The organism is Armatimonadota bacterium, assembly GCA_013314775.1.
Taxonomy (GTDB): domain Bacteria; phylum Armatimonadota; class Zipacnadia; order Zipacnadales; family JABUFB01; genus JABUFB01.
On sequence record JABUFB010000017.1, the window covers coordinates 66,296 to 84,197 of the forward strand.

At 64.7% G+C, this 17,902-nt stretch carries 15 protein-coding genes; 7 read left to right on the top strand and 8 right to left on the bottom strand.

The window, feature by feature from the left end; translation table 11 throughout:
* Positions 1–7: 7 nt before the first annotated feature.
* From HPY44_19935 to HPY44_19945, 3 genes are all read left to right on the top strand, one after another.
* Positions 8–2,536: an ATP-binding cassette domain-containing protein gene (locus HPY44_19935; GenBank protein NSW58284.1), complete on the top strand. Its 2,529-nt coding sequence runs from the start codon at positions 8–10 to the stop codon at positions 2,534–2,536.
* Entirely contained in the window at positions 2,533–3,540 is a 1,008-nt protein-coding gene (locus HPY44_19940; GenBank protein ID NSW58285.1) for an ABC transporter permease, read from the top strand. The genes HPY44_19935 and HPY44_19940 overlap by 4 nt, the downstream gene beginning before the upstream one ends.
* Positions 3,541–3,816: 276 nt before the next feature.
* Entirely contained in the window at positions 3,817–4,881 is a 1,065-nt protein-coding gene (locus HPY44_19945; GenBank protein ID NSW58286.1) for a substrate-binding domain-containing protein, read from the top strand.
* A gap of 162 nt (positions 4,882–5,043) precedes the next feature.
* On the opposite strand, the gene HPY44_19950 is transcribed toward HPY44_19945, so the two are convergent.
* Positions 5,044–5,700, bottom strand: a complete 657-nt coding sequence (locus tag HPY44_19950; GenBank protein NSW58287.1) for a zinc ribbon domain-containing protein — start codon at positions 5,698–5,700, stop codon at positions 5,044–5,046.
* 228 nt (positions 5,701–5,928) lie between these two features.
* Between HPY44_19950 and HPY44_19955 the strand changes: the two genes are divergently transcribed.
* Genes HPY44_19955 through HPY44_19970 form a run of 4 tightly spaced genes read left to right on the top strand, consistent with a single transcriptional unit; the run spans position 5,929 to position 9,726 of the window.
* On the top strand, positions 5,929–6,873 hold the full coding sequence (locus HPY44_19955) for a ChbG/HpnK family deacetylase (protein ID NSW58288.1): 945 nt from the start codon (positions 5,929–5,931) through the stop codon (positions 6,871–6,873).
* Positions 6,874–6,875: 2 nt separating this feature from the next.
* A complete protein-coding gene (locus tag HPY44_19960; protein ID NSW58289.1) occupies positions 6,876–7,736 on the top strand; it encodes a fumarate hydratase in 861 nt (286 codons plus the stop codon).
* 47 nt (positions 7,737–7,783) lie between these two features.
* Complete coding sequence (locus tag HPY44_19965; protein ID NSW58290.1) at positions 7,784–8,338, top strand: fumarate hydratase C-terminal domain-containing protein; 555 nt, start codon at positions 7,784–7,786, stop codon at positions 8,336–8,338.
* A 38-nt stretch (positions 8,339–8,376) separates the two neighbouring features.
* Complete coding sequence (locus tag HPY44_19970; protein NSW58291.1) at positions 8,377–9,726, top strand: hypothetical protein; 1,350 nt, start codon at positions 8,377–8,379, stop codon at positions 9,724–9,726.
* A 10-nt stretch (positions 9,727–9,736) separates the two neighbouring features.
* Here HPY44_19970 and HPY44_19975 read toward each other — a convergent pair whose 3' ends face one another.
* From HPY44_19975 to HPY44_20005, 7 genes are all read right to left on the bottom strand, one after another.
* Positions 9,737–10,921 carry a glycosyltransferase family 4 protein gene (locus HPY44_19975; protein NSW58292.1) on the bottom strand — a complete coding sequence of 395 codons (1,185 nt, stop codon included), beginning with the start codon at positions 10,919–10,921 and terminating at the stop codon, positions 9,737–9,739.
* The gene (locus HPY44_19980) at positions 10,890–12,614 is read right to left on the bottom strand and encodes an oligosaccharide flippase family protein (GenBank protein NSW58293.1); all 1,725 of its coding nucleotides are present in this window, start codon (positions 12,612–12,614) and stop codon (positions 10,890–10,892) included. Before HPY44_19980 ends, HPY44_19975 begins: the two co-directional genes overlap by 32 nt.
* A gap of 65 nt (positions 12,615–12,679) precedes the next feature.
* A complete protein-coding gene (locus HPY44_19985; GenBank protein NSW58294.1) occupies positions 12,680–13,972 on the bottom strand; it encodes a glycosyltransferase in 1,293 nt (430 codons plus the stop codon).
* Positions 13,953–15,086: a glycosyltransferase family 4 protein gene (locus HPY44_19990; protein ID NSW58295.1), complete on the bottom strand. Its 1,134-nt coding sequence runs from the start codon at positions 15,084–15,086 to the stop codon at positions 13,953–13,955. Before HPY44_19990 ends, HPY44_19985 begins: the two co-directional genes overlap by 20 nt.
* Positions 15,083–16,237 (bottom strand): glycosyltransferase family 4 protein, encoded by a 1,155-nt coding sequence (locus HPY44_19995; GenBank protein ID NSW58296.1) that lies wholly within the window; start codon positions 16,235–16,237, stop codon positions 15,083–15,085. Before HPY44_19995 ends, HPY44_19990 begins: the two co-directional genes overlap by 4 nt.
* On the bottom strand, positions 16,230–17,090 hold the full coding sequence (locus HPY44_20000; GenBank protein ID NSW58297.1) for an alpha/beta fold hydrolase: 861 nt from the start codon (positions 17,088–17,090) through the stop codon (positions 16,230–16,232). Before HPY44_20000 ends, HPY44_19995 begins: the two co-directional genes overlap by 8 nt.
* Positions 17,087–17,896, bottom strand: a complete 810-nt coding sequence (locus HPY44_20005; GenBank protein ID NSW58298.1) for an alpha/beta fold hydrolase — start codon at positions 17,894–17,896, stop codon at positions 17,087–17,089. Before HPY44_20005 ends, HPY44_20000 begins: the two co-directional genes overlap by 4 nt.
* Positions 17,897–17,902: the final 6 nt, after the last annotated feature.

The window sequence follows — 17,902 nt, forward strand, 5'->3', positions numbered from 1 at the left end:
TCGGCCAATGTCCTCCAACGGCATTCCCCTCCCGTCTGAGCCCGCGCCCGGCGACCCCTGTGCGCTGAAGTGCTCGCGTCTGCGCAAGGAGTATCCCGGCGTGCTGGCACTGGACGACGTGTCCCTCCAGATCAGAGCGGGGGAGATTCATGCGCTGGTGGGCGAGAACGGCGCCGGCAAGTCCACCTTGGTGCGCATCATCGCGGGGCAGTTCGCGCCCGACTCGGGGGAGCTAATGGTCTTCGGGCGGCGCGTGAGCCAGTTCTCACCCCGCGCCGCTCGTGAGATCGGCGTCACGATGGTGCCCCAACACCCTGATCTGTTCCACTCCATGACCGCCCTGGAGAACCTGTTCGTGGGCGACTGGCCGCGTTCGAAGATCGGGCTCTTGGACTGGCGCGAAATGCGACGGCAGGCGCAAGACGTTCTGTCCCGGCTGGAGACGGAACTCGATTTGGATGTGCCGGTGGAGAGCCTCAGCGTGGCTGACCGGCAAATCCTCCAGATCGCCCGGGCGATGCTGGTGGACGCGCAGGTGCTGATCCTCGACGAGCCTACCGCTCCGCTGGGACATGACGACACCGAGCGGCTGTTTGGTCTCGTGCGCAATCTCAATGCCCGCGGGGCCACGGTCATCTACATCAGCCACCGGCTGGCCGAGGTGTTTGAACTGGCGCATCGTGTGAGCGTCCTTCGGGACGGCCGGCTGGTTCGCACCTGCCCGATCGCAGAGGTGACTCGCGACGACCTCATTGAGCTGATGGTGGGACACTCGGTGGCGTCGGATGCGCCGCAGGGCAGGAAAGACCTCACGCCGGGCGCCTCCCGAGACGGGACGGACGCAGATACTCCTTATCTGGAGGCTTGCGGGCTCACTCTCGCAGGAAAGTTCGAGGGCATCCACCTCGCCGTCCGACCCGGGGAGATCGTGGGCATCGCGGGAGTGGCCGGGTCGGGGCGGAACGAATTGCTGCACACGCTGGCCGGGGTGCAGAAAGCGAGTGCGGGGAATGTGACTGTGCTGGGCCGGGATGCGTGCGGCGTGGGCCCGGCGCGGATGCGAGACCTGGGCGTGGCCCTCGTCCCGGCCGACCGCCACCACGAAGCGCTCGTCTTGCCCATGACGGTGCGGGAGAACATCAGCCTGCCTCGGCTGCGGGACTTTGCCGGCCGGCTGGGACTGGTGCGACGGCAACAGGAGCAGGAGCGGATCGAAACCCTCGCCCGAGACCTGCGAGTGCGGTCGGCAGGGCTGGAGCAACCGGTCGCCCAGCTTTCGGGCGGAAACCAGCAGAAGGTGGCACTGGCCTCGCGGCTTCTGGGGGAGCCGCGTGTGCTGCTGCTCGAGGAGCCCACACAGGGAGTCGATGTGGGTGCGCGGGCCGAGATACACCGGCTCATGCGCGCGCTTGCGGAGCGCGGTGTGGCGATTATCCTGGTGTCGTCTGACCTGCCGGAGCTATTGGCCCTGAGCACGAGGGTTCTGGTAATGCACCGGGGGAGGATGGTGGGTGAGTTCCCGGCCGAAGGGGCCACCCAGCAGGCGGTGCTGGACCTGGCACTGGGCACCGCGCAGGAGGGAGTGCGCCACGAGACGGCACCACGCACACCGGTGCTGCAGCGGGAACTGGGGCTTGGCGTGCTGCTGGTGCTGTTCCTGGCGGGCGTCTCCCTGGCTGCTCCGAGTTTCGCCACAAGGCAGAACTTCGCGGACATGCTCATCAACAACGCCTACCTGCTGGTGGCCTCGGTGGGGATGACTTTCGTGATCCTCACCGCAGGAATTGACATCTCAGTGGGAGCGATTCTTGCCGTGAGCGCCACTGTCGCTGCGCTCTCGGCGGAACGCGGCGCACCAGTGATCGGTGTGCTTCTTGCAGCGCTTCTGTCAGGCGGCGTGCTGGGGGCAGTGAATGGCGGACTGGTGGCCCGGGTGCGAATCCCGCCGATCATTGCCACTCTCGCCACACTCACGCTGTTTCGCAATACCCTGATCCACTTCACGGGCGGACGCTGGATCAATCTGCCCGGCGGGTTTCGCGAGTTCGGTCTGAGCGAACCGCTGGGGGTACCCGTGGCGGTCTGGATCGCCGCGGTGGTGGTTGCGCTGGCGGCTGTGGTTGCGCGGTGGACGGCTTTTGGGCGCAGCGTGTACGCGGTAGGAAGCAACCCCGACGCCGCCGGTCACCAGGGCATCGCAGTGCAGGCGGTGCGAGGGCACGTGTATCTCGTGATGGGCCTGCTGGCGGGGCTTGCGGCCTTCGTGTATCTCACCCGCCTGAGCGCCGTTCAGACGAATGCCGGCGGCGGGCTGGAGATGGTGGTTATTACGGCGGTGGTTGTGGGCGGCGCCAATATCTTTGGTGGATCGGGGACCATTGCCGGGACTGTCATCGGCGTGCTCTTGCTGGGTGCGATTGCAGGGTCGCTCACGCACCTGCGCATCGACCCAAGTTGGGAGCGGGCTTGCCAGGGCGTGCTCATCCTCGGTGCGGTGGTTGTGGACGCCGTGCAGACTGCCCGGAGGCGACGATGATGCTGTGGCGCCTGCGGGGACTGCTTGGGCCGGAGGAAGCGGCGGTGCTCGCGCTGCTGGTGGTCACCTTCTGCGCGATGGGTGCCCTGAACCCGCGCTTCTTCGAGCCCAATAATCTGCTGGAGATGTCCCGCTTCTTCGTGGAAACCGGGCTGATCGCCCTCGCGATGGCACCGATCATCATCACCGGCGGAATCGACCTGTCCGTGGGCTCGATACTGGGCCTGAGCGTGGTGGTGATGGGCATGGGCTGGCGACATCTCGGTCTGGGGCCGGGTCCGGACATCGCGCTGGGACTGGTGTCGGGCGGTCTCGCGGGGTTCATCAACGGCCTGTTCATCGCGAAAGTGCGCATCCCGCCGCTCATCGTGACTCTGGCGACGATGGCGCTGTATCGGGGCGTCGCACTGGGCCTCGGAGCGAGGGCGCCGGTTAGCGACTTCCCGCCGGAGTACTACGAACTGGGGCAGGCCTACTACACGGTGTTTGGAGCAGTGCAGATCCCGCAGCAGTTGCCGTTGCTGGTGGTTCTTGGCGTGTTCGCGGCGATTGTGCTGCACCGGACGGTGTTCGGTCGCTGGGTGTACGCGATCGGCCACAGCGAGCGCGCGGCGTGGTTCGCGGGAGTTCCTGTTCCCACGGTGAGGCTGGTGCTGTACACTTTCAGCGGGCTCATGTCCGCGCTTGCAGGTGCGGTGTTCCTGTCGCGGGTCGCCACTGCAAAGGCGGACGCGGGGACTCTCGTGGAATTGGATGTCATCACCGTTTGCGTGCTGGGCGGGGTGAGTATCTACGGCGGGAGGGGCAGCATCCTGGGCGCGGTGTTGGGGTTGCTGGTGGTGAGCAGCCTGGTCCGGGGGCTGACCCTGGGCCGGGTGCCCTTCGAGGACCAGAAAATCATCCTGGGTGCGGTGTTGCTCATCGCCGCAGTGGCCCAGCATTTCCTAACCCAGCGCGCTGCGAGGGCGAGGACTCCCGCCGCGAAGAGCGAACCCGCTCAGTGAGGCATCGAGAAAACTGCTTCCTCTTGGCGACAGGAAGCCGTCGTCTCGTGGAAAGCATCGGCACACGGTCGAGCCGCCGACCGGGACGGTCGGCCTGCGCGAGAGCATCCATTACCGCATCGCCTGGGTCGGACGTCTCGTCCGACGGCCGTTCTTACCCCTCATCCTGACCAAAGCGACCGCCTGCGGTCGTCGCGAGGGAGAGGGGGACCGAGGGGTCGAGGCGGCCGTTCCTCTGCCGCCTTGTCCCGAACAACACATCAGGAGTTGAGAACCATGTCCCTGCGTCTCGTCCCCTACGTGGTCGCGATCTGTGTCACTGCGCTCCTCACAGGGTGCACAAAGACATCCCCCACCGACACCCAGGCGACAGATGCCACTCAGCCGCCCGCCGAACAGCTCACCGGCGGCGGGGGCACCGAAAGCATCAGTGTCCTGATGGTGCCGAAAATCAAGGGCACAGATTACTTCAATGCCTGCGAGCGTGGTGCGAAGGAAGCCGCCGACGAGCTGGGCGGCGTGGACCTGGTTTTCGACGGCCCTACAGAGGACAAGGTGGACGCTCAGATCCAGCTCATCGAGGGCTACATCGCCCAGGACACGGATGTCATCATCGTCTCGCCCAATGACCCGGATTCCATCGCGCCGGTGCTGAAAAAGGCGCGAGACAAAGGCATCCATGTTCTGACCTTCGACGCCGACGCGTCACCCGAGAAGTCGGGGCGGGAGTTCTTCATCAACCAGGCTTCCGAGGATGCTGTAGGCAAGGCGCTGGTGGACGAGATGGCGGATCAGGTCGGCGATGACGCGCCCGTGGCGATTATCACGGCGTCCCTCACCGCTGCCAACCAAAACGCGTGGATCCGTGAGATGAAGGCCTACATGGCCGAGAAGTACCCGAAGATGAAGCTGGTCAGCGAGCCGAAGCCCAGCGAGGAAGACCAGACCCTGGCCTTCCGCGCGGCCCAGGAACTGCTGAAAACCTACCCGGAACTCAAGGGGATCTTCGCGCTATCATCGGTGGCGCTACCCGGCGCGGCGGATGCGATCCAGCAGGCAGGAGCATCGGGGAAGGTGGCGGTGGTGGGTCTCGCGACGCCGAAGCCCATGAAGCAATGGGTGGAGAGCGGCACGGTGAAAACGGTGATCCTCTGGAATCCGGTGGATCTGGGTTATCTCGCAATCCAGGCGGCGAAGGCGATCTCTGAGGGGAAGCTGACCGCAGACAGCACGACGCTGTCGGCCGGACGGCTGGGCGAAGTGGAAGTGCGCAACGGCCAGGTGTTGCTCGGGGCGCCCATGCGATTCACAAAGGAGAACATCGCGGACTTCGACTTCTGAGTACCGAGCTTATGGGGCAGCACGGGTTCTGCCCGCTTTGCGCTGGATGACCCGCAGCTTTCCCGTCGCTTCGGGCAGGGCCCTGAGGGATGCCTGGGGCCCGCCCGGACGGGTCCGTGCACGCGACGACCATGAGCGGGCTGAGTGACCAACTATCAGGCTCTACTCGGCGTCTTCGACCTTCTTGCCGCAACCCGCGCAGAACCGGGCATCCGGCTGCAGCTTCTCGCCGCAACCGGTGCAGAAAGCCACAGCCTTGAGCTTCTCGCCGCAGTTGGGGCAGAAGCGGGCATTGACTTCCAGCGGGTGCTCGCACTTTGGGCAGGAAGCGCGAATGGTCTCGCGCCAGTTCTCCCGGGCGAGCTTCTTGTCTTCTTCAGCCATTGCCGCGTGACGCCAGATTTCTTCGACGGAGCGGCTCGACTGGGCGGCGGACATCTCCACACCCAGGTCGGGCGCGCATTCCTTGCACAGGCCGCGCTTGTTATTCCAGCAACTCTTGCGACAGACCCAGGACATGCATCGCGGGCACTGCACGAACTGGGGCCTGATCTCCTCGACGGCCTGCTTGAACGCCGAATCGTGGGCGCGCTCCCAGGTCGCGGAACGTACCCGTTCGCTCACGTCTGCAGCCCGGCCAAGGACGCCGCCGAAGATGCTGCCGGCGGTATCCAGTACGTTGGCGACGGTTCCGGTGGCGCTGGCGCGGAAGGGCGTGCGATAGCCGGAGCCGCAGCGATTGCAGAAGAATTCGAATTGAAATCCCTGGTCCGTGCTGTGGTCAGAATAGTTGCTGACGAATTCAATGAGCTCGGACATAACGGCGAAGCCTCCCGGGGGCAAGAACCGTCCCAGACGTCCGTACGAGGTCGCGAGGGTGGCGCTGGTTCGCAACTGTATTATGCAGCGCGCCGGGTCACCGTGCAAGTGTGAGTTTCCCTGGATGGGGCCGACCTGCCGATCGGTGTCCTGGCGTTGACAAAACGTGCCCAACGTGGTCAACTATCCGCGCTGCTCATCCCTCGGTGGCTCTTGGAGAGATGCGCCATGAAGACCGTGCTGATTGTCCTGACAATGACCCTCGCTGTTCACTGCACCTGGGTATGCGCCCAGGACCAGCCCGGTACGGTGAACGCCATGCTCGGATACCCGCCGGACGCCCGTCTGCTCATCATCAATGCCGATGATTTTGGCATGAGTCACAACACCAATCTCGCGGTTTTCGACGCTTTCGAACGCGGAGTTCTGACTTCGGCGACCGTGATGATGCCCACCGCATGGGTCAAGGAAGTCGCCGACTGGGTGCGCGCGCACCCGCAGGCCAATGTTGGCATCCACCTGACCCATACCAGCGAGTGGCGCAACTACAAGTGGGGGCCGGTTGCAGGAAGGGAGAAAGTTCCGGGATTGGTCTCGCCCGATGGATACATGTGGCCCGACTGCGAGCCAGCCTGGGAGCATGCGACGCCCGAGGAGGCTGAGATCGAGTCCCGGGCGCAGATTGAGCTGGCCAAGAAAATGGGCATCGATCCCACCCACATTGATTCCCACATGGGCACTATGCAGTTGAACCCGGCATTCGCCGATGTCTACCTGAAGCTCTCTCAGGAGTACAGGCTTCCCCAGCGGCAGGCCTCCGCAGAGATGTACGCGCTCTTTGGCGCCCCCGACCGGAAGAAGCGGGAGCGCGAGGCCGGCGTGCTGGGGCCGGATGTGCTGATCCACGGCGTACCCCTTCCGCCAGACCCGGCCGATCTCGCGGAAGCCTACAATAATATCCTTCGGAACCTGAAGCCCGGGCTGACGGAGTTCTACCTGCACCCGGCCATAGACGGCCCGGAGATGCAATCCATCAGTGGCAGCCATGCCCGGCGGCATGCGGACTATGAGTGGCTGATCAATCCGGCTACCCGGGCGCTCATCGATGAACTCGGCATCAAGCTCATCAGCTACCGCGACTTGCGCGATGCCATGAGAGGCGGGCAAGGCTAAGCATGGCTCCGCGCCGAAAGGTCATGGAGATCAGTGTCGAAGCGATTGCCGCAGCGGTGGCGGACATGTCGGCGGAAGCGAACTTCGAGTTGCCAGGGGATGTGCTGGCAGCACTGCGGGCTGCACGAGATGCTGAGACCAGCGTCGTGGCAAGAGACGTGCTCGGTCAGCTCATCGAAAATGCCCGAATCGCCCACGAACAGAGGATAGCGCTCTGTCAGGATTGCGGGATCGCGGTGGTCTTCGCCGAACTGGGCCGGGACGTGCACCTGGACGGAGACCTGTATCAGGCCATCAACCGGGGTGTGCGCGAGGGCTATCGCAATGCGTACCTGCGCAAGTCCATGGTGCTCGATCCTTTGCGCCGGGATACGAATACGGGCGACAACACCCCGGCCATCGTGCATCTCAAGCTGGTGGAGGGTGACCGCCTCACGCTCACCCTCGCCCCCAAAGGCGGCGGGAGCGAGAATATGAGCGCGGTGTGGATGATGGTCCCTTCCGAGGGCGAAGACGGTGTTGTGCAGAGGATTGTCGAGCGCATCCAGCAAGCGGGCGGCAAGCCCTGCCCGCCGCTGGTCCTGGGCGTGGGACTGGGCGGGAACCTGGAGAAAGCAGCACTCATGGCGAAGGAGAGCCTCCTGCGGCCCGTGGGCCAACCGAGCCCGATCCCGGAAGTGGCCGCGCTGGAGGGCCGCCTACTCGAGGCGGTCAATGCTACGGGTATCGGTCCCATGGGGCTGGGGGGGCGCACCACCGCGCTTGCGGTGCACGTGGAACGCTACCCGTGTCACATCGCTAGCCTGCCGCTGGCCCTGAATGTGCAATGTCACGCGGCCCGGCACGTGTCGCGGGTACTGTAGTGCCTCATTCTTGGCAGGAGTCGCTTGCCAGTAGGGATGACCTGCGAATGACCGTTGACGCAAAGCGAATCAGCACCCCGCTGGACGAAGCGATGGTGCGCTCTCTTCGAGCGGGCGACCGGGTGCTTCTGTCCGGGGTGATCTACACCGCGCGGGATGCTGCGCACAAGCGGATGCTGGACGGCTTCGCTGCCGGAGATGGTCTGCCCTTCGACCTGGTGGGGCAGGTGATCTATTACTGCGGCCCATCCGAAACGCCTCCGGGGCACGCCATCGGGTCGGCAGGTCCGACGACGAGCTACCGCATGGATGCCTACGCGCCGGAGCTGCATCGGCTGGGACTGAAAGGCACTATCGGCAAGGGCGACCGTACGTTGGAAGTGCGCAAAGCCTGCGTTGAAACGTGTTCGGTCTATTTCGTGGCGGTGGGTGGTGCGGGAGCCCTTCTGGCGGGAGCGGTTGTTTATTCAGAAGTAGTGGCATACGAGGACCTCGGGCCCGAGGCCGTCCGCAGGTTGACGGTGCGCGAGTTCCCGATCACCGTGGCCTACGACTGTTTTGGCGGAAGCGTGTTTCCCGGTGACGTCCCACTGAGAACGTGAGGTTCCCGGTCGCGAGCGAACGCAGACAGGTAGCGCCAATGCAGACCCGCCCTACAACCCGGGTCCTGATATCCGCGGCCCAGTTCCTCGCGGCACTGGGGGGGCCGGGGGTGCGTCTTGCCCGGCGGCTTCTGGATCACGCGGTTCTGCTGTCGCCGCGCTCGCCGGAAGTCCGCGGCTGGCGCTGTATGCTGGAGGCTTCGGCGGCACGCTCCGAGGGCGATATCGAGCGTTCGATAGCCCTGTTGCGGGAAGCCGGGGCGCACATGCCCGGCAACGACCTCGTGATCGCGAGTCTGGGCGTGGACCTGTCCGCAGCAGGCAGGCACGAGGAAGCGATCCAGACCCTTGAACGCGCGCTCCGGGGCGAGACGGACATCACCGGCGAAGCCCAGGTGTGGACGAGCCTCGCTTGGTCGTACCTGCGATCGGGCAGAGCCCCGAAGGTCTCGCATGTGTTCGATCGCGCCCAGGAGAGCCATGCTGTGTCACCTGAACTGCGGGTGATCCGCGTCCTGGCGCTGGCGATTGTCCACGGTTTCGTGCAGCGCGACCGACTCATGGAGCTTGTGCGCCTGCGGGCCAGCGCGGTGCCGATGGTGTTGGATTTCGCCCACCAGCTTGCGGGACAGAGCAAGTACGATCTGGCGCGCCAGCTTCTGCGCTGCCTGCCGGAGACTCTGGCCCGGCGGGGTTACGAAATGATGGCGCGTAAGTCCATCAGTCTGGCAGACTACACCACCGCAGTCTGGGCCCTGAAACAGCACGAAATCGCCCAGCCCAGCTCGTGCCTCGCTCCGATGCTGAGGGCCGAAGTTTCACTCAGGCGTGGGGATGCTGCCGGTGCAGTGAAGCACCTGCGGGTCGCCCTTGAGCGCGCCCCGACCTCGCGGGCGGTGCTTGAGCAGGCCGTCCGGGTGCGAGCGGTGCGTGGAGACTGGCCCGAGGCGGATGGGTTGGCCCGGAAAGCCTTGGAGAAGCGCAGCACGAGCGCCCTTGTTGGCGGCGTGGCCGCGCTGGCATTGCTGGCTGAGCATCAGCCGGAGCAGGCGCGCCGACTGTTCACCGTCCAACGCGTGGGAGACGACCTCGACTGCATTTTCGGGTACGCCGCGCAGGCCTTGATCGCCGCTCGCTTCGGGGGTTGGGACCGTAGCCTGGAGCTGGTGGAGCAGGCCCTGCGCCAGATGCAGCGCAGTCCTGCCTGGGTGCTCACGGAACCGGTGAAGGCTCGCATCGCGGCTGCTCTGGAAGAGGCGCTGGATGCCAGTGAGACGGCTGTGGACGACTTATCTGCCGAGACCCTGAAAGAGCTGCGAGAGCGTGTTGCGCAGCTTTCCGGGGCTGCGGATCGAGCTCTTCCACAGGCACGGAACGGCGCTGACTGATTGCGTCACATCAGTCCTGCAGGTCCGTCGCCAGTTCCTCGTAAAGTGCCGCAGTAGCTTGAAGCATATACATGATGTCGTGCCGCTCGCGCACAAGAGCTGATGCCGCTCTTCCCCGCCTGAGCCGTTCTCCCGCATCACCCAGCGCATCCCGCAAAGCCAGCGCCAGGCCGGTTGCATCGTCCGCCGGGGAGAGCCAGCCCGTTTCTCCGTGGCGCACGACGTCAATGTTGCCGGGGATCGCCGTGGCAACCAGCGCGCAGCCGTGGGATGCGGCCTCGATCAGGGCATAGGGGCAACCCTCCCAGCGTGAGGGCTGGCAATAGACGTCGCAGGAACACAGGAGCTCGGGTACATCGGAGCGGTGTCCCGGAAGGTGGACGACATCGCCCAAACCCTCCCGGGTGACGAGTTGCTCCAGCGCCGGTCGCTGGTCGCCTTCGCCCGCGATTAGCAGGTGTGCATCAGGAACTACGCCCTGCAGGAGCTTGATGGCGCGCACCGCCGTGTCGTACCCCTTCTGACGGCGCAAGTCACCCACGGACAGAACCAGCCTGCACTGCTCCGGCAGCCCCAGGCGTGCGCGAACCTCGGAGCTGTTCACCTCCGGAACGGGGCCGAGACGGATTCCGTTGGGGATGCAGACGCAGGACTCCGGCGGCGTTACGCGGTACTTCAGGGCGATATCGCGCTCGCTTTCACACACGCAGATGATGCGGTCGGTTACCCGTCCCAGGCGGCGTTCGGCAGTAACGAGAAGCGTCTTCACGGGGGCCGGAACGTCCATCAGGAAGGGGAAACCGTGGGGCGTGTAGACGGCCCTGCTAACTCCCACTCGCCGGGCTGCGTTCCGACCAATGAATCCCGCGATGGCACTGTGGGCATGGACGATATGCGGGCGGAGTTCGCGCAGAATCGGGGCAAGGCCCGCGATGGCACTTGCCAGCGATACCGGGTTCATGGACCGGTGAACGGGGAACTCGATGACCCGTACGCCTGCGTCCTTGAGAATGCGCGAGGTTGTCGCAAAGTCTCGGTCGCGCAGGGGCGAAAGCACCGCGGACAGTTCGAAGCGCTCCGGGTCCAGCCCGGTGCACAGGTCCAGGACGTGCTTGCGCGTCCCGCCCACGCAGGCTTCGAGCACCTGTGTGACCCGCACCCGCCTACTGACCACGGCCGCTCTTGAGTCTGGCATTGATCTTGCGCCCGACCTTGCGTGCCGCATCCCAGACGAGACTGATCTCGTTGATCCGTAGCAGTGCGGCACAGCCCAGGAACACCAGCGCGCCCACCACAAAACTGCTGCCCATGTGCGCTGCCGCCTTGATCTTCAGTCCACCGTCCCAGCCCTCGAGCACAGGCGCCATCTGCTGTTCCAGCAGGTAGAGAACCAGCCCCATGAGCCCCACGCAGACGGCGAGTTGCAGGGTGAAGCGAACCTGTTTCGCCACGTCGATGTGGCCGATGCGCCGGCGAATCAGGACGTACAAGGCGATGACCTTGGTGCTCTTACTGATGGTCAGCGCGGCAGCCACCCAGGAGAGCTTCGCGCCGGGAGTGGCTCCGAACACGTACACGCCGAGGTAACCGATGACCACGTGGAGGATGGCAAACAGAGCCCCCACGATATTCGGGGTCATCGTGTCCTGGTATGCGAAGAACCAGTGGTTGATTGAACCCTCCACCGAGTAGAAAAACATCCCCGGCGCGTACCAATAGACGCCCATTGCAGAGAGCCGGGCATGCTCGGCGGTGAACTCTCCGGCCTGGAACACCAGGCGGATGATGGGCAGCGAAGCGACCATCAATACCACGCTGACCGGCACGTAAACGAAAGCCATAGCGCGTGTGGTGGCCACCAGGGCGTCGGCCATCTTGTCCTTCTCGCCGCGCAGAGCCCATTCCGAAAGGTACGGGTAGACAACGAAGCTGACTGCCAGGGGGAGCGTCTGCAAGAACAAGTCGGTGATCTTCCGGCCGAAATCCAGGCAGGTGTACACGCCACTGCCGATATCTGTGCCGAAGCGGCTGTCGGCCCAGGTGCGAAGGGTGGAGAAAGCCACCCCGATCAGTACGGGTGGCATCAGGGTGATGACTTTCCACGCGTTGGGGTTGCGGAACACGTTGGCTGTCAGCCGGAAGCGGTGCAGATGGTTCCACAGGCCGGGAATCTGCACCAGCAAGCGCAGACAACCGCCGGCCATGACCCCGAACGCGAAGGCGTAGATGGCCTCGTCAGGACGGTGCGGGTCGGCATCCACCCGGTACGGCCAGACGAGATAAAGCAGCATGAAGGAGATGACTACCACTGCAAACCGGAAGGACGCTTCAGCGATTGCAGGGAGGGAGAAGCGTTTGTAGGCGTGGAGGGTGAGTTCGGGCATTACCGACAGGGAGAAAAGGAGCAACGCGGGGGCCATAATCCGCAGGACGACGACACCACGGTGCAACGCGGCGGGATCGTTCGCGAGCCCTTTGCCCACGAAGAGAAGAATCGGCTCGGCGAAAACCACGCAGATGAGGGCGAGTGCACCCAGCACCAGGAACTGGAAACCGGTCATGGCGCTGGCCAGTTCCCACGCGGGCTGCTCTCCGTCTTCCCGACGCACTTTGACGAACTGGGGCAGGTATGTGGGCCGCAGTGTCTTCTCCACCTTGGTATAGATGGTGAAGATGACGCTGTTGTAGGCGACCTTGAAAGCATCAGTGCTGCTGCTGGCGCCGAGACTGGCAATGAGCATTTCCTTGACGTAGCCCATCAGCTTGCCCACTGAGAGGAACACGGTGATGACCAGGGCCGCGATGCTCATACGACGCCCGGCGGTGGCATCCGACTGCTGGTCGGCCTGGCGAAGCTCTTCGGTGGTTCTCAAGTCATCTTCGTGCATGGGGTGCTCCACTCTTGTTCTGGGCGCTTGCAGGGCTGCAGGACTGTAAGCGCATATGCGCGTGGTCAGGGCTCTATGCTGCGGCCTTGTTCCCGTGCTGCGTCGGGTGCCTCGCGCGGGGCGACGTACCTGCGCAATAACGCCGCCAGGTCTTCGATGTTCCGTGCAATATCGAACTCGCGCTCAACCTTGCCGCGGCCGTGGTTGCTGACCGTGGCGCGAAGTTCGTCGTCGTAGATGATCCGTTCGAGGCACGCCGCAAGTTCGCCCACATGTCCGGGCCTGGCGAGAAGACCGGTCTGCTCATGCTCAATGAGTTCAGGAATGCCGCCGACACTGGTGGCCACCGCTGGGACGCCCAGGGCCAGGGCCTCGATGAGCGCGTTGGGTATGCCGTCCCGGTCGCCGTCTTCCGTGACGATACATGCAAGAGCGAAGGCGTGGGCTCGGGCGAAGACGGGCGCGAGTTGCTCCTGGGTCAAGGTTCCGTGGAACTTGACGACATCGCGCAGGCCCAGGCCGGCCGTGAGCCGCTCCAGGTCTTCACGCTCGGGACCGTCGCCAACGATCTCCAGCCGGAATTCGGCGCCGTTGGAGCGGGCGATTGCGGCGGCGCGCAGGAGGATATCCATGCCCTTCTTCGGCACAAGGCGGCCCACGGAGATCACCAATGGCGGTTTTTCGCGGGGTTCGGGTCGGGGAATGAACCGGGTGATATCGACGCCGTGGTGGATCAGATGGAGCCTGTCGCCGACCGTGAGCGGGTTCTGGCGCTGTAAGCGTTCAAAACCGTGCTGGGTGCAGACTGCAGTGAACTCGGCCTCCGAAAGCTTCACGCCCAGCAGGATTGACTCGTTTGTGAATATATCCCGGGCGTGGGCGGACATGCTAAAGGTAACGCCGATAATCTCAGCCAGGAGCAGTCCGGTGGTCGCCGGAGCACTCGCGAACTGCGCATGTACGTGAACCGGGCGTTCGGAGCGGGGAACGCGAGTGGCAAAGTAGCCGGCCGCCAGCAGGGAGGACACCAATTCACGAAGAGCCCCCCGATGGCGCAGGCCATGCTTCGTGACGAAAGAAAGGGCGCTGATGTAGCCGCCGGGAAACCGCATGAAGGCTATGGCCTGGGAGATCAGGCTGCGGAAAGACAGCGGTCGGGGCCTGTGGAATGTCCGGTCCTCGAAGGCAGCGGTGTCTGCATGGGGCTCCTCTGAGGGCTGTTCAAGAGCGAGCAGGGTGAGACGGAAGCCCCGGCGTTCGAGTTCCAGCATCTCGCGCAGGATGAACGTCTCGGAGATAGACGGGAACTCTCCGAGTACTACCCCGAGATTGCCCGTTCTACGTCGTCTTCGCCGCAAGCTCGATTGCCTCCCGGTAGATCCCCAGCGCCTGCCGGGCGTGCTGGGCCCAGGTGAATTGCCGGGCCCATTCTATGCCAGCTTCGCGAAGCTGTGCGAGGCGGTCTCGGTCTGCCAGCAATGACGTCATCGCATGGGCCAGTTGGTCAGGGTCGCCCAGCGGAACTACCGGCGCCACCTGTCCGGCAAGCTCAGGCAGTGCGCCTGAATCGGACACGATTGCTGGCGTACCGCACGCCATGGCCTCGATGGGTGTCAGGCCCGCGCCCTCATACAGGGACCAGTGTACCAGCAGATCGGCCCCCGCGTACAGTGCCGGCAGGTCTTCGGCGGGCACGTAGCCCAGCCGGATGATGCGCGCTCTTGCCGGACTGGTCTCGATGGCGCGCAGGTCAGGCTCGGATTTCCAGGCCGCGCGACCAACGAGGATGAGCCGGTGTGGAATAGCCCTTGCGATCCGCTCGAAGGCTTGTACGATCCCGGCCACGTTCTTCTTGGGTTCGATGTTGCCGACCCACAGGAGATATGGTCGTTCGACATGATACCTGTCCATGACCCGGTCCATAGCCTGCCTGTCAGGCGGCTGCATGATTGCGGAGATGCCGAGATGGACGACGTGAACCCTTCGTGGATCAGCACCCAGGTGCCCGACGAGTTCTGCGCGCACGGCTTCCGAAGGCGCCAGGATCGCGTGGGCCTGACGAACAGTCCGGGGCAGGGCGAAGCGGTAATGCAGGGCATTGGCTCGGCTGCACCACTCCGGGTGGGTGATGGCCAGGATGTCGTAAATAGTGACGACTGACGGGCCCCTCCAGCCGGAAGGCAGGAGGTAGCCCGGCCCATGGAGCACTTCGGCTCCCCACTCCCGGGCCACCTTGGGCAGGCAGATGCGCTCCCAGATTATGCGGCCCGCCTTCCCCGCCGTCCAGCCGGGTGCAAGCCGAAAGTCGAAGGGCCCGTCTTCTATGTCGGCCGGTGTGTATCCGGGCCGATGAGTGATGAGAAATCGGTGGTCTTCGCAGACCGCCGCCAGGCCCTCGCAGAGACCCTCGATGGACACCTCAACGCCCGAGTGAGCGCCCCCCAGGAGCATGGCGTCGACAGCCACTCTCATGGGAAGGCCCCCTTCAGGGCCCGGTCGTAGATCCCCAGTATCTCCCGTGCCGTTTTCTCGGCCGTGAAGTGCTCCAATACCCGTTCCTTCCCCGCGAGCCCGTATGATCGGGCGAGCCCCGGTTCTGAAAGCATCCTGCCCACGGCTTCGGCAAGCGCTCCGGCATCGTGAGGTGGTACCAGAAGCCCCGTGCGCTCGTGCTGTACCAGCTCAGCGGGCCCCCCGACATTCGCAGCCACCACCGGCCGAGCCATCCACATCGCTTCGAGCACCACGCGCCCCAGTGGCTCGCCCGCCGCCGCGTGCCAGAAGACATCACAGGCCGCCAGCAAGTCCGGCACGTCTTCGCGGTGTCCCCAAAATGTGACATTGCGTTCCAGACCGAGGTCCCGCGCCCGGGTGCGAAGGCGATCAGCAGCCCGGCTTTCCCGCGGCCCCCACGCTCCGACAAACAGAAAACGCGTGTCGGGAAAACGGCGCAGCAGCAGCGCCGCCGACTCCAGGAGAAGCCCGTGTTCCTTCCAGGGGGCCGGCCGCGCAATGCTGCAGATTAGCGGCGCATCCGATGCAATGCCCAGTTCGGCGCGGACCTCGCCAGGGAGGCGCTTCGCGACGAAACGCTTCACATCCACACCGTTGTAGACAATATCAACGTGGTCGGGGGGAAAGCCCCGTTGGTGCAAGAAATCGGCGACGAACTGTGAAATAGCGATTTCCCTATCGCAGCGACCCTTCAACGCCCATGTAACCATCGGGCGGATCCGCACATCGCGCACATGCCAGATGACAGGGACAGGCAGCCGGGCCCGAGTTGCGGCCATGGCCGCGGGCCACGTGTTGGCATGGATGAAATCCGGCCGGAACTCGGCGACAGCATGCCGGATGCGGCGAGTCAGGTCGCCGAGCGAAGCCGCTTGGCCCAGGAGCGCGACAGGGTTCAGCGACAACCGGACATCCCACCATGGCGCGGGGAAGTGTGATTCCAGCGCCGGAGCGCTCAGGGGTGCCGCGAGGCCCACGGTGGGGCTCAACAGCGCTGCTGTGACACGGTCCGCAGGCAGGTAATCGAGAAGGCAGCGCAGGCTGGCAGCAGCCCCGCCGATCAGCTCGGCATGGTGGACGAACAGAACCCTCAGCGGCGTCTTAGTCACCACCGCCGCCGGTCTCCCCCGACCCGGTGAGCCAGTTCAGTGTGGTATGGATGACCTCGCGTTCCCAGGCAACGGAGTAGAAGGCGTGATTTGCGCCTTCGACAAGGTGCAGTTCGAATTCCCGCTGCGCGTCATCGGACAGGTCCCGGTAATGGGCGACGGCCGGATCGGTGGTGGGGTCCTGGGCGCCGAAGATAAACAGCACGCGGCCTTGGAAGCGGGTGAAGCATTTGTACCAGTCGATGTCCTTATCGGATGCGCTGCCTTCTTCGCCTTTGCCCCTTCCGCCGCCGACCAGGGCCCGTCGGATCATGCCCAGTTGCAGCTTCCCGCCCACCAGCTTGGCCCACGTCTCGCGCCGGAAGAGCTTGCCCAGGTACTGGCGGATGATGTAGCGCTTCTTGGCCTGTTGGGCTGTCTGGCGGTCTCCGGCCACGATAGGCGCCGACCACAGGATCAGGCGGTCGCAACCGGGGATGTCCCTGCAAGCGCCGATGGCCACCTCGCTGCCCGAACAATCGCCGACCAGCGCGACGCGCTGAACCCCGGTCTCGGCGCAAAGGACCCGGGCTGCCTCGCGCGCGTCCTGAATCATGGTGGACAGGCTCGCAGCATTCATGTCGCCTTCACTGTCACCGCGCCCACGGAAGTCGAATCTCAGGCACGGAATGCCTCGGCGAGCGGCCTCACGGGCGAGCTTGACGAACATCTGGTGGGCTCCGGCGCGGTATCCGGCCCAGCCATGAAGAAGAATCAGACCCACTGGCGCATCGCCGGCAGCGTCCGGGACATTCAAGGTCCCCAGCAAGCGGTCTCCCTGGACCTCAAAATAGAGGTGGCGCTCAGTGTTCATGCCTGTTCGCCCCCGTCGGGCGGGCAGGAACCCAGCCAGCCCAGGGTCAGGTCAGCCAGCGCCCGGATGTCCACCAGGCCGATTCGGTTCCAGAAAGGCTCCAGGCGGATGCCAAGAGCGCTGCCCGCCGGGAGCGCCTCAGCCAGGCGGGTCATGTCCGGGTGTGGTTCGTCCCGGGGGCCAATGTTGAGCACCAGCGCCTGCCCGGGGAAGAGGGCTTCGGGCGGCTTCAGGGCCTGGAGTTCGCCCATTGCCCGTGCGCTGATTTCGTAGCCGTCGAAGTCCACGACCTCCGACCGGTGCTTCTGAGCAACCGCGTCCGCGTCGAACTTCTGCCCGTCGGTGAGCATCGCCTTGATCATCGAGCGTCGCAGATTCTGGCGCACGTAGGTCTGCCCGTCCAGGATCGGCTCCCAGAGAATCACCGCGGCGATGTCTGCCATGCTTGTTGCGACCCTCAATGCCAGAGTGGCTCCCAGTCGCAGGCCGGCCAGGCCGATCCATGCCCGCCCGCTCTCGGCGCGCAGGAACACGGTCGCCCGGCGTATGTCTTCCTCCCAGTCAGATGGGCCATAGTCCACGAAATCGCCTGGGCTGTTACCGCAGCCGCGGTAGTCGAAGCGCAGGACCGTATAACCACCTGCGCACAGTGCCCGGGCGATGTCCACCAAGGGCCTGTGCGCGCACTTCTTTTCTTCCGCAAAGGGGTCGCAGACGAGTATGCAGCGGTCGCAACCCTCATCCGGCTCGTGCAGGATGCCGTGAAGGAGCAATCCTCCGCTGTCGAACTGGACGATTCTCTCCATGGGTAA

What these genes read in the sequence shown, in the direction of transcription:
- HPY44_20000 (NSW58297.1), bottom strand. Translation starts at nt 17,090, where the DNA reads ATGAACACTGAGCGCCACCTCTATTTTGAGGTCCAGGGAGACCGCTTG.
- HPY44_20005 (NSW58298.1), bottom strand. Translation starts at nt 17,896, where the DNA reads ATGGAGAGAATCGTCCAGTTCGACAGCGGAGGATTGCTCCTTCACGGC.
- HPY44_19940 (NSW58285.1), top strand. Translation starts at nt 2,533, where the DNA reads ATGATGCTGTGGCGCCTGCGGGGACTGCTTGGGCCGGAGGAAGCGGCG.
- HPY44_19950 (NSW58287.1), bottom strand. Translation starts at nt 5,700, where the DNA reads ATGTCCGAGCTCATTGAATTCGTCAGCAACTATTCTGACCACAGCACG.
- HPY44_19960 (NSW58289.1), top strand. Translation starts at nt 6,876, where the DNA reads ATGGCTCCGCGCCGAAAGGTCATGGAGATCAGTGTCGAAGCGATTGCC.
- HPY44_19970 (NSW58291.1), top strand. Translation starts at nt 8,377, where the DNA reads ATGCAGACCCGCCCTACAACCCGGGTCCTGATATCCGCGGCCCAGTTC.
- HPY44_19990 (NSW58295.1), bottom strand. Translation starts at nt 15,086, where the DNA reads ATGAGAGTGGCTGTCGACGCCATGCTCCTGGGGGGCGCTCACTCGGGC.
- HPY44_19980 (NSW58293.1), bottom strand. Translation starts at nt 12,614, where the DNA reads ATGCACGAAGATGACTTGAGAACCACCGAAGAGCTTCGCCAGGCCGAC.
- HPY44_19975 (NSW58292.1), bottom strand. Translation starts at nt 10,921, where the DNA reads ATGCCAGACTCAAGAGCGGCCGTGGTCAGTAGGCGGGTGCGGGTCACA.
- HPY44_19955 (NSW58288.1), top strand. Translation starts at nt 5,929, where the DNA reads ATGAAGACCGTGCTGATTGTCCTGACAATGACCCTCGCTGTTCACTGC.
- HPY44_19945 (NSW58286.1), top strand. Translation starts at nt 3,817, where the DNA reads ATGTCCCTGCGTCTCGTCCCCTACGTGGTCGCGATCTGTGTCACTGCG.
- HPY44_19935 (NSW58284.1), top strand. Translation starts at nt 8, where the DNA reads ATGTCCTCCAACGGCATTCCCCTCCCGTCTGAGCCCGCGCCCGGCGAC.
- HPY44_19965 (NSW58290.1), top strand. Translation starts at nt 7,784, where the DNA reads ATGACCGTTGACGCAAAGCGAATCAGCACCCCGCTGGACGAAGCGATG.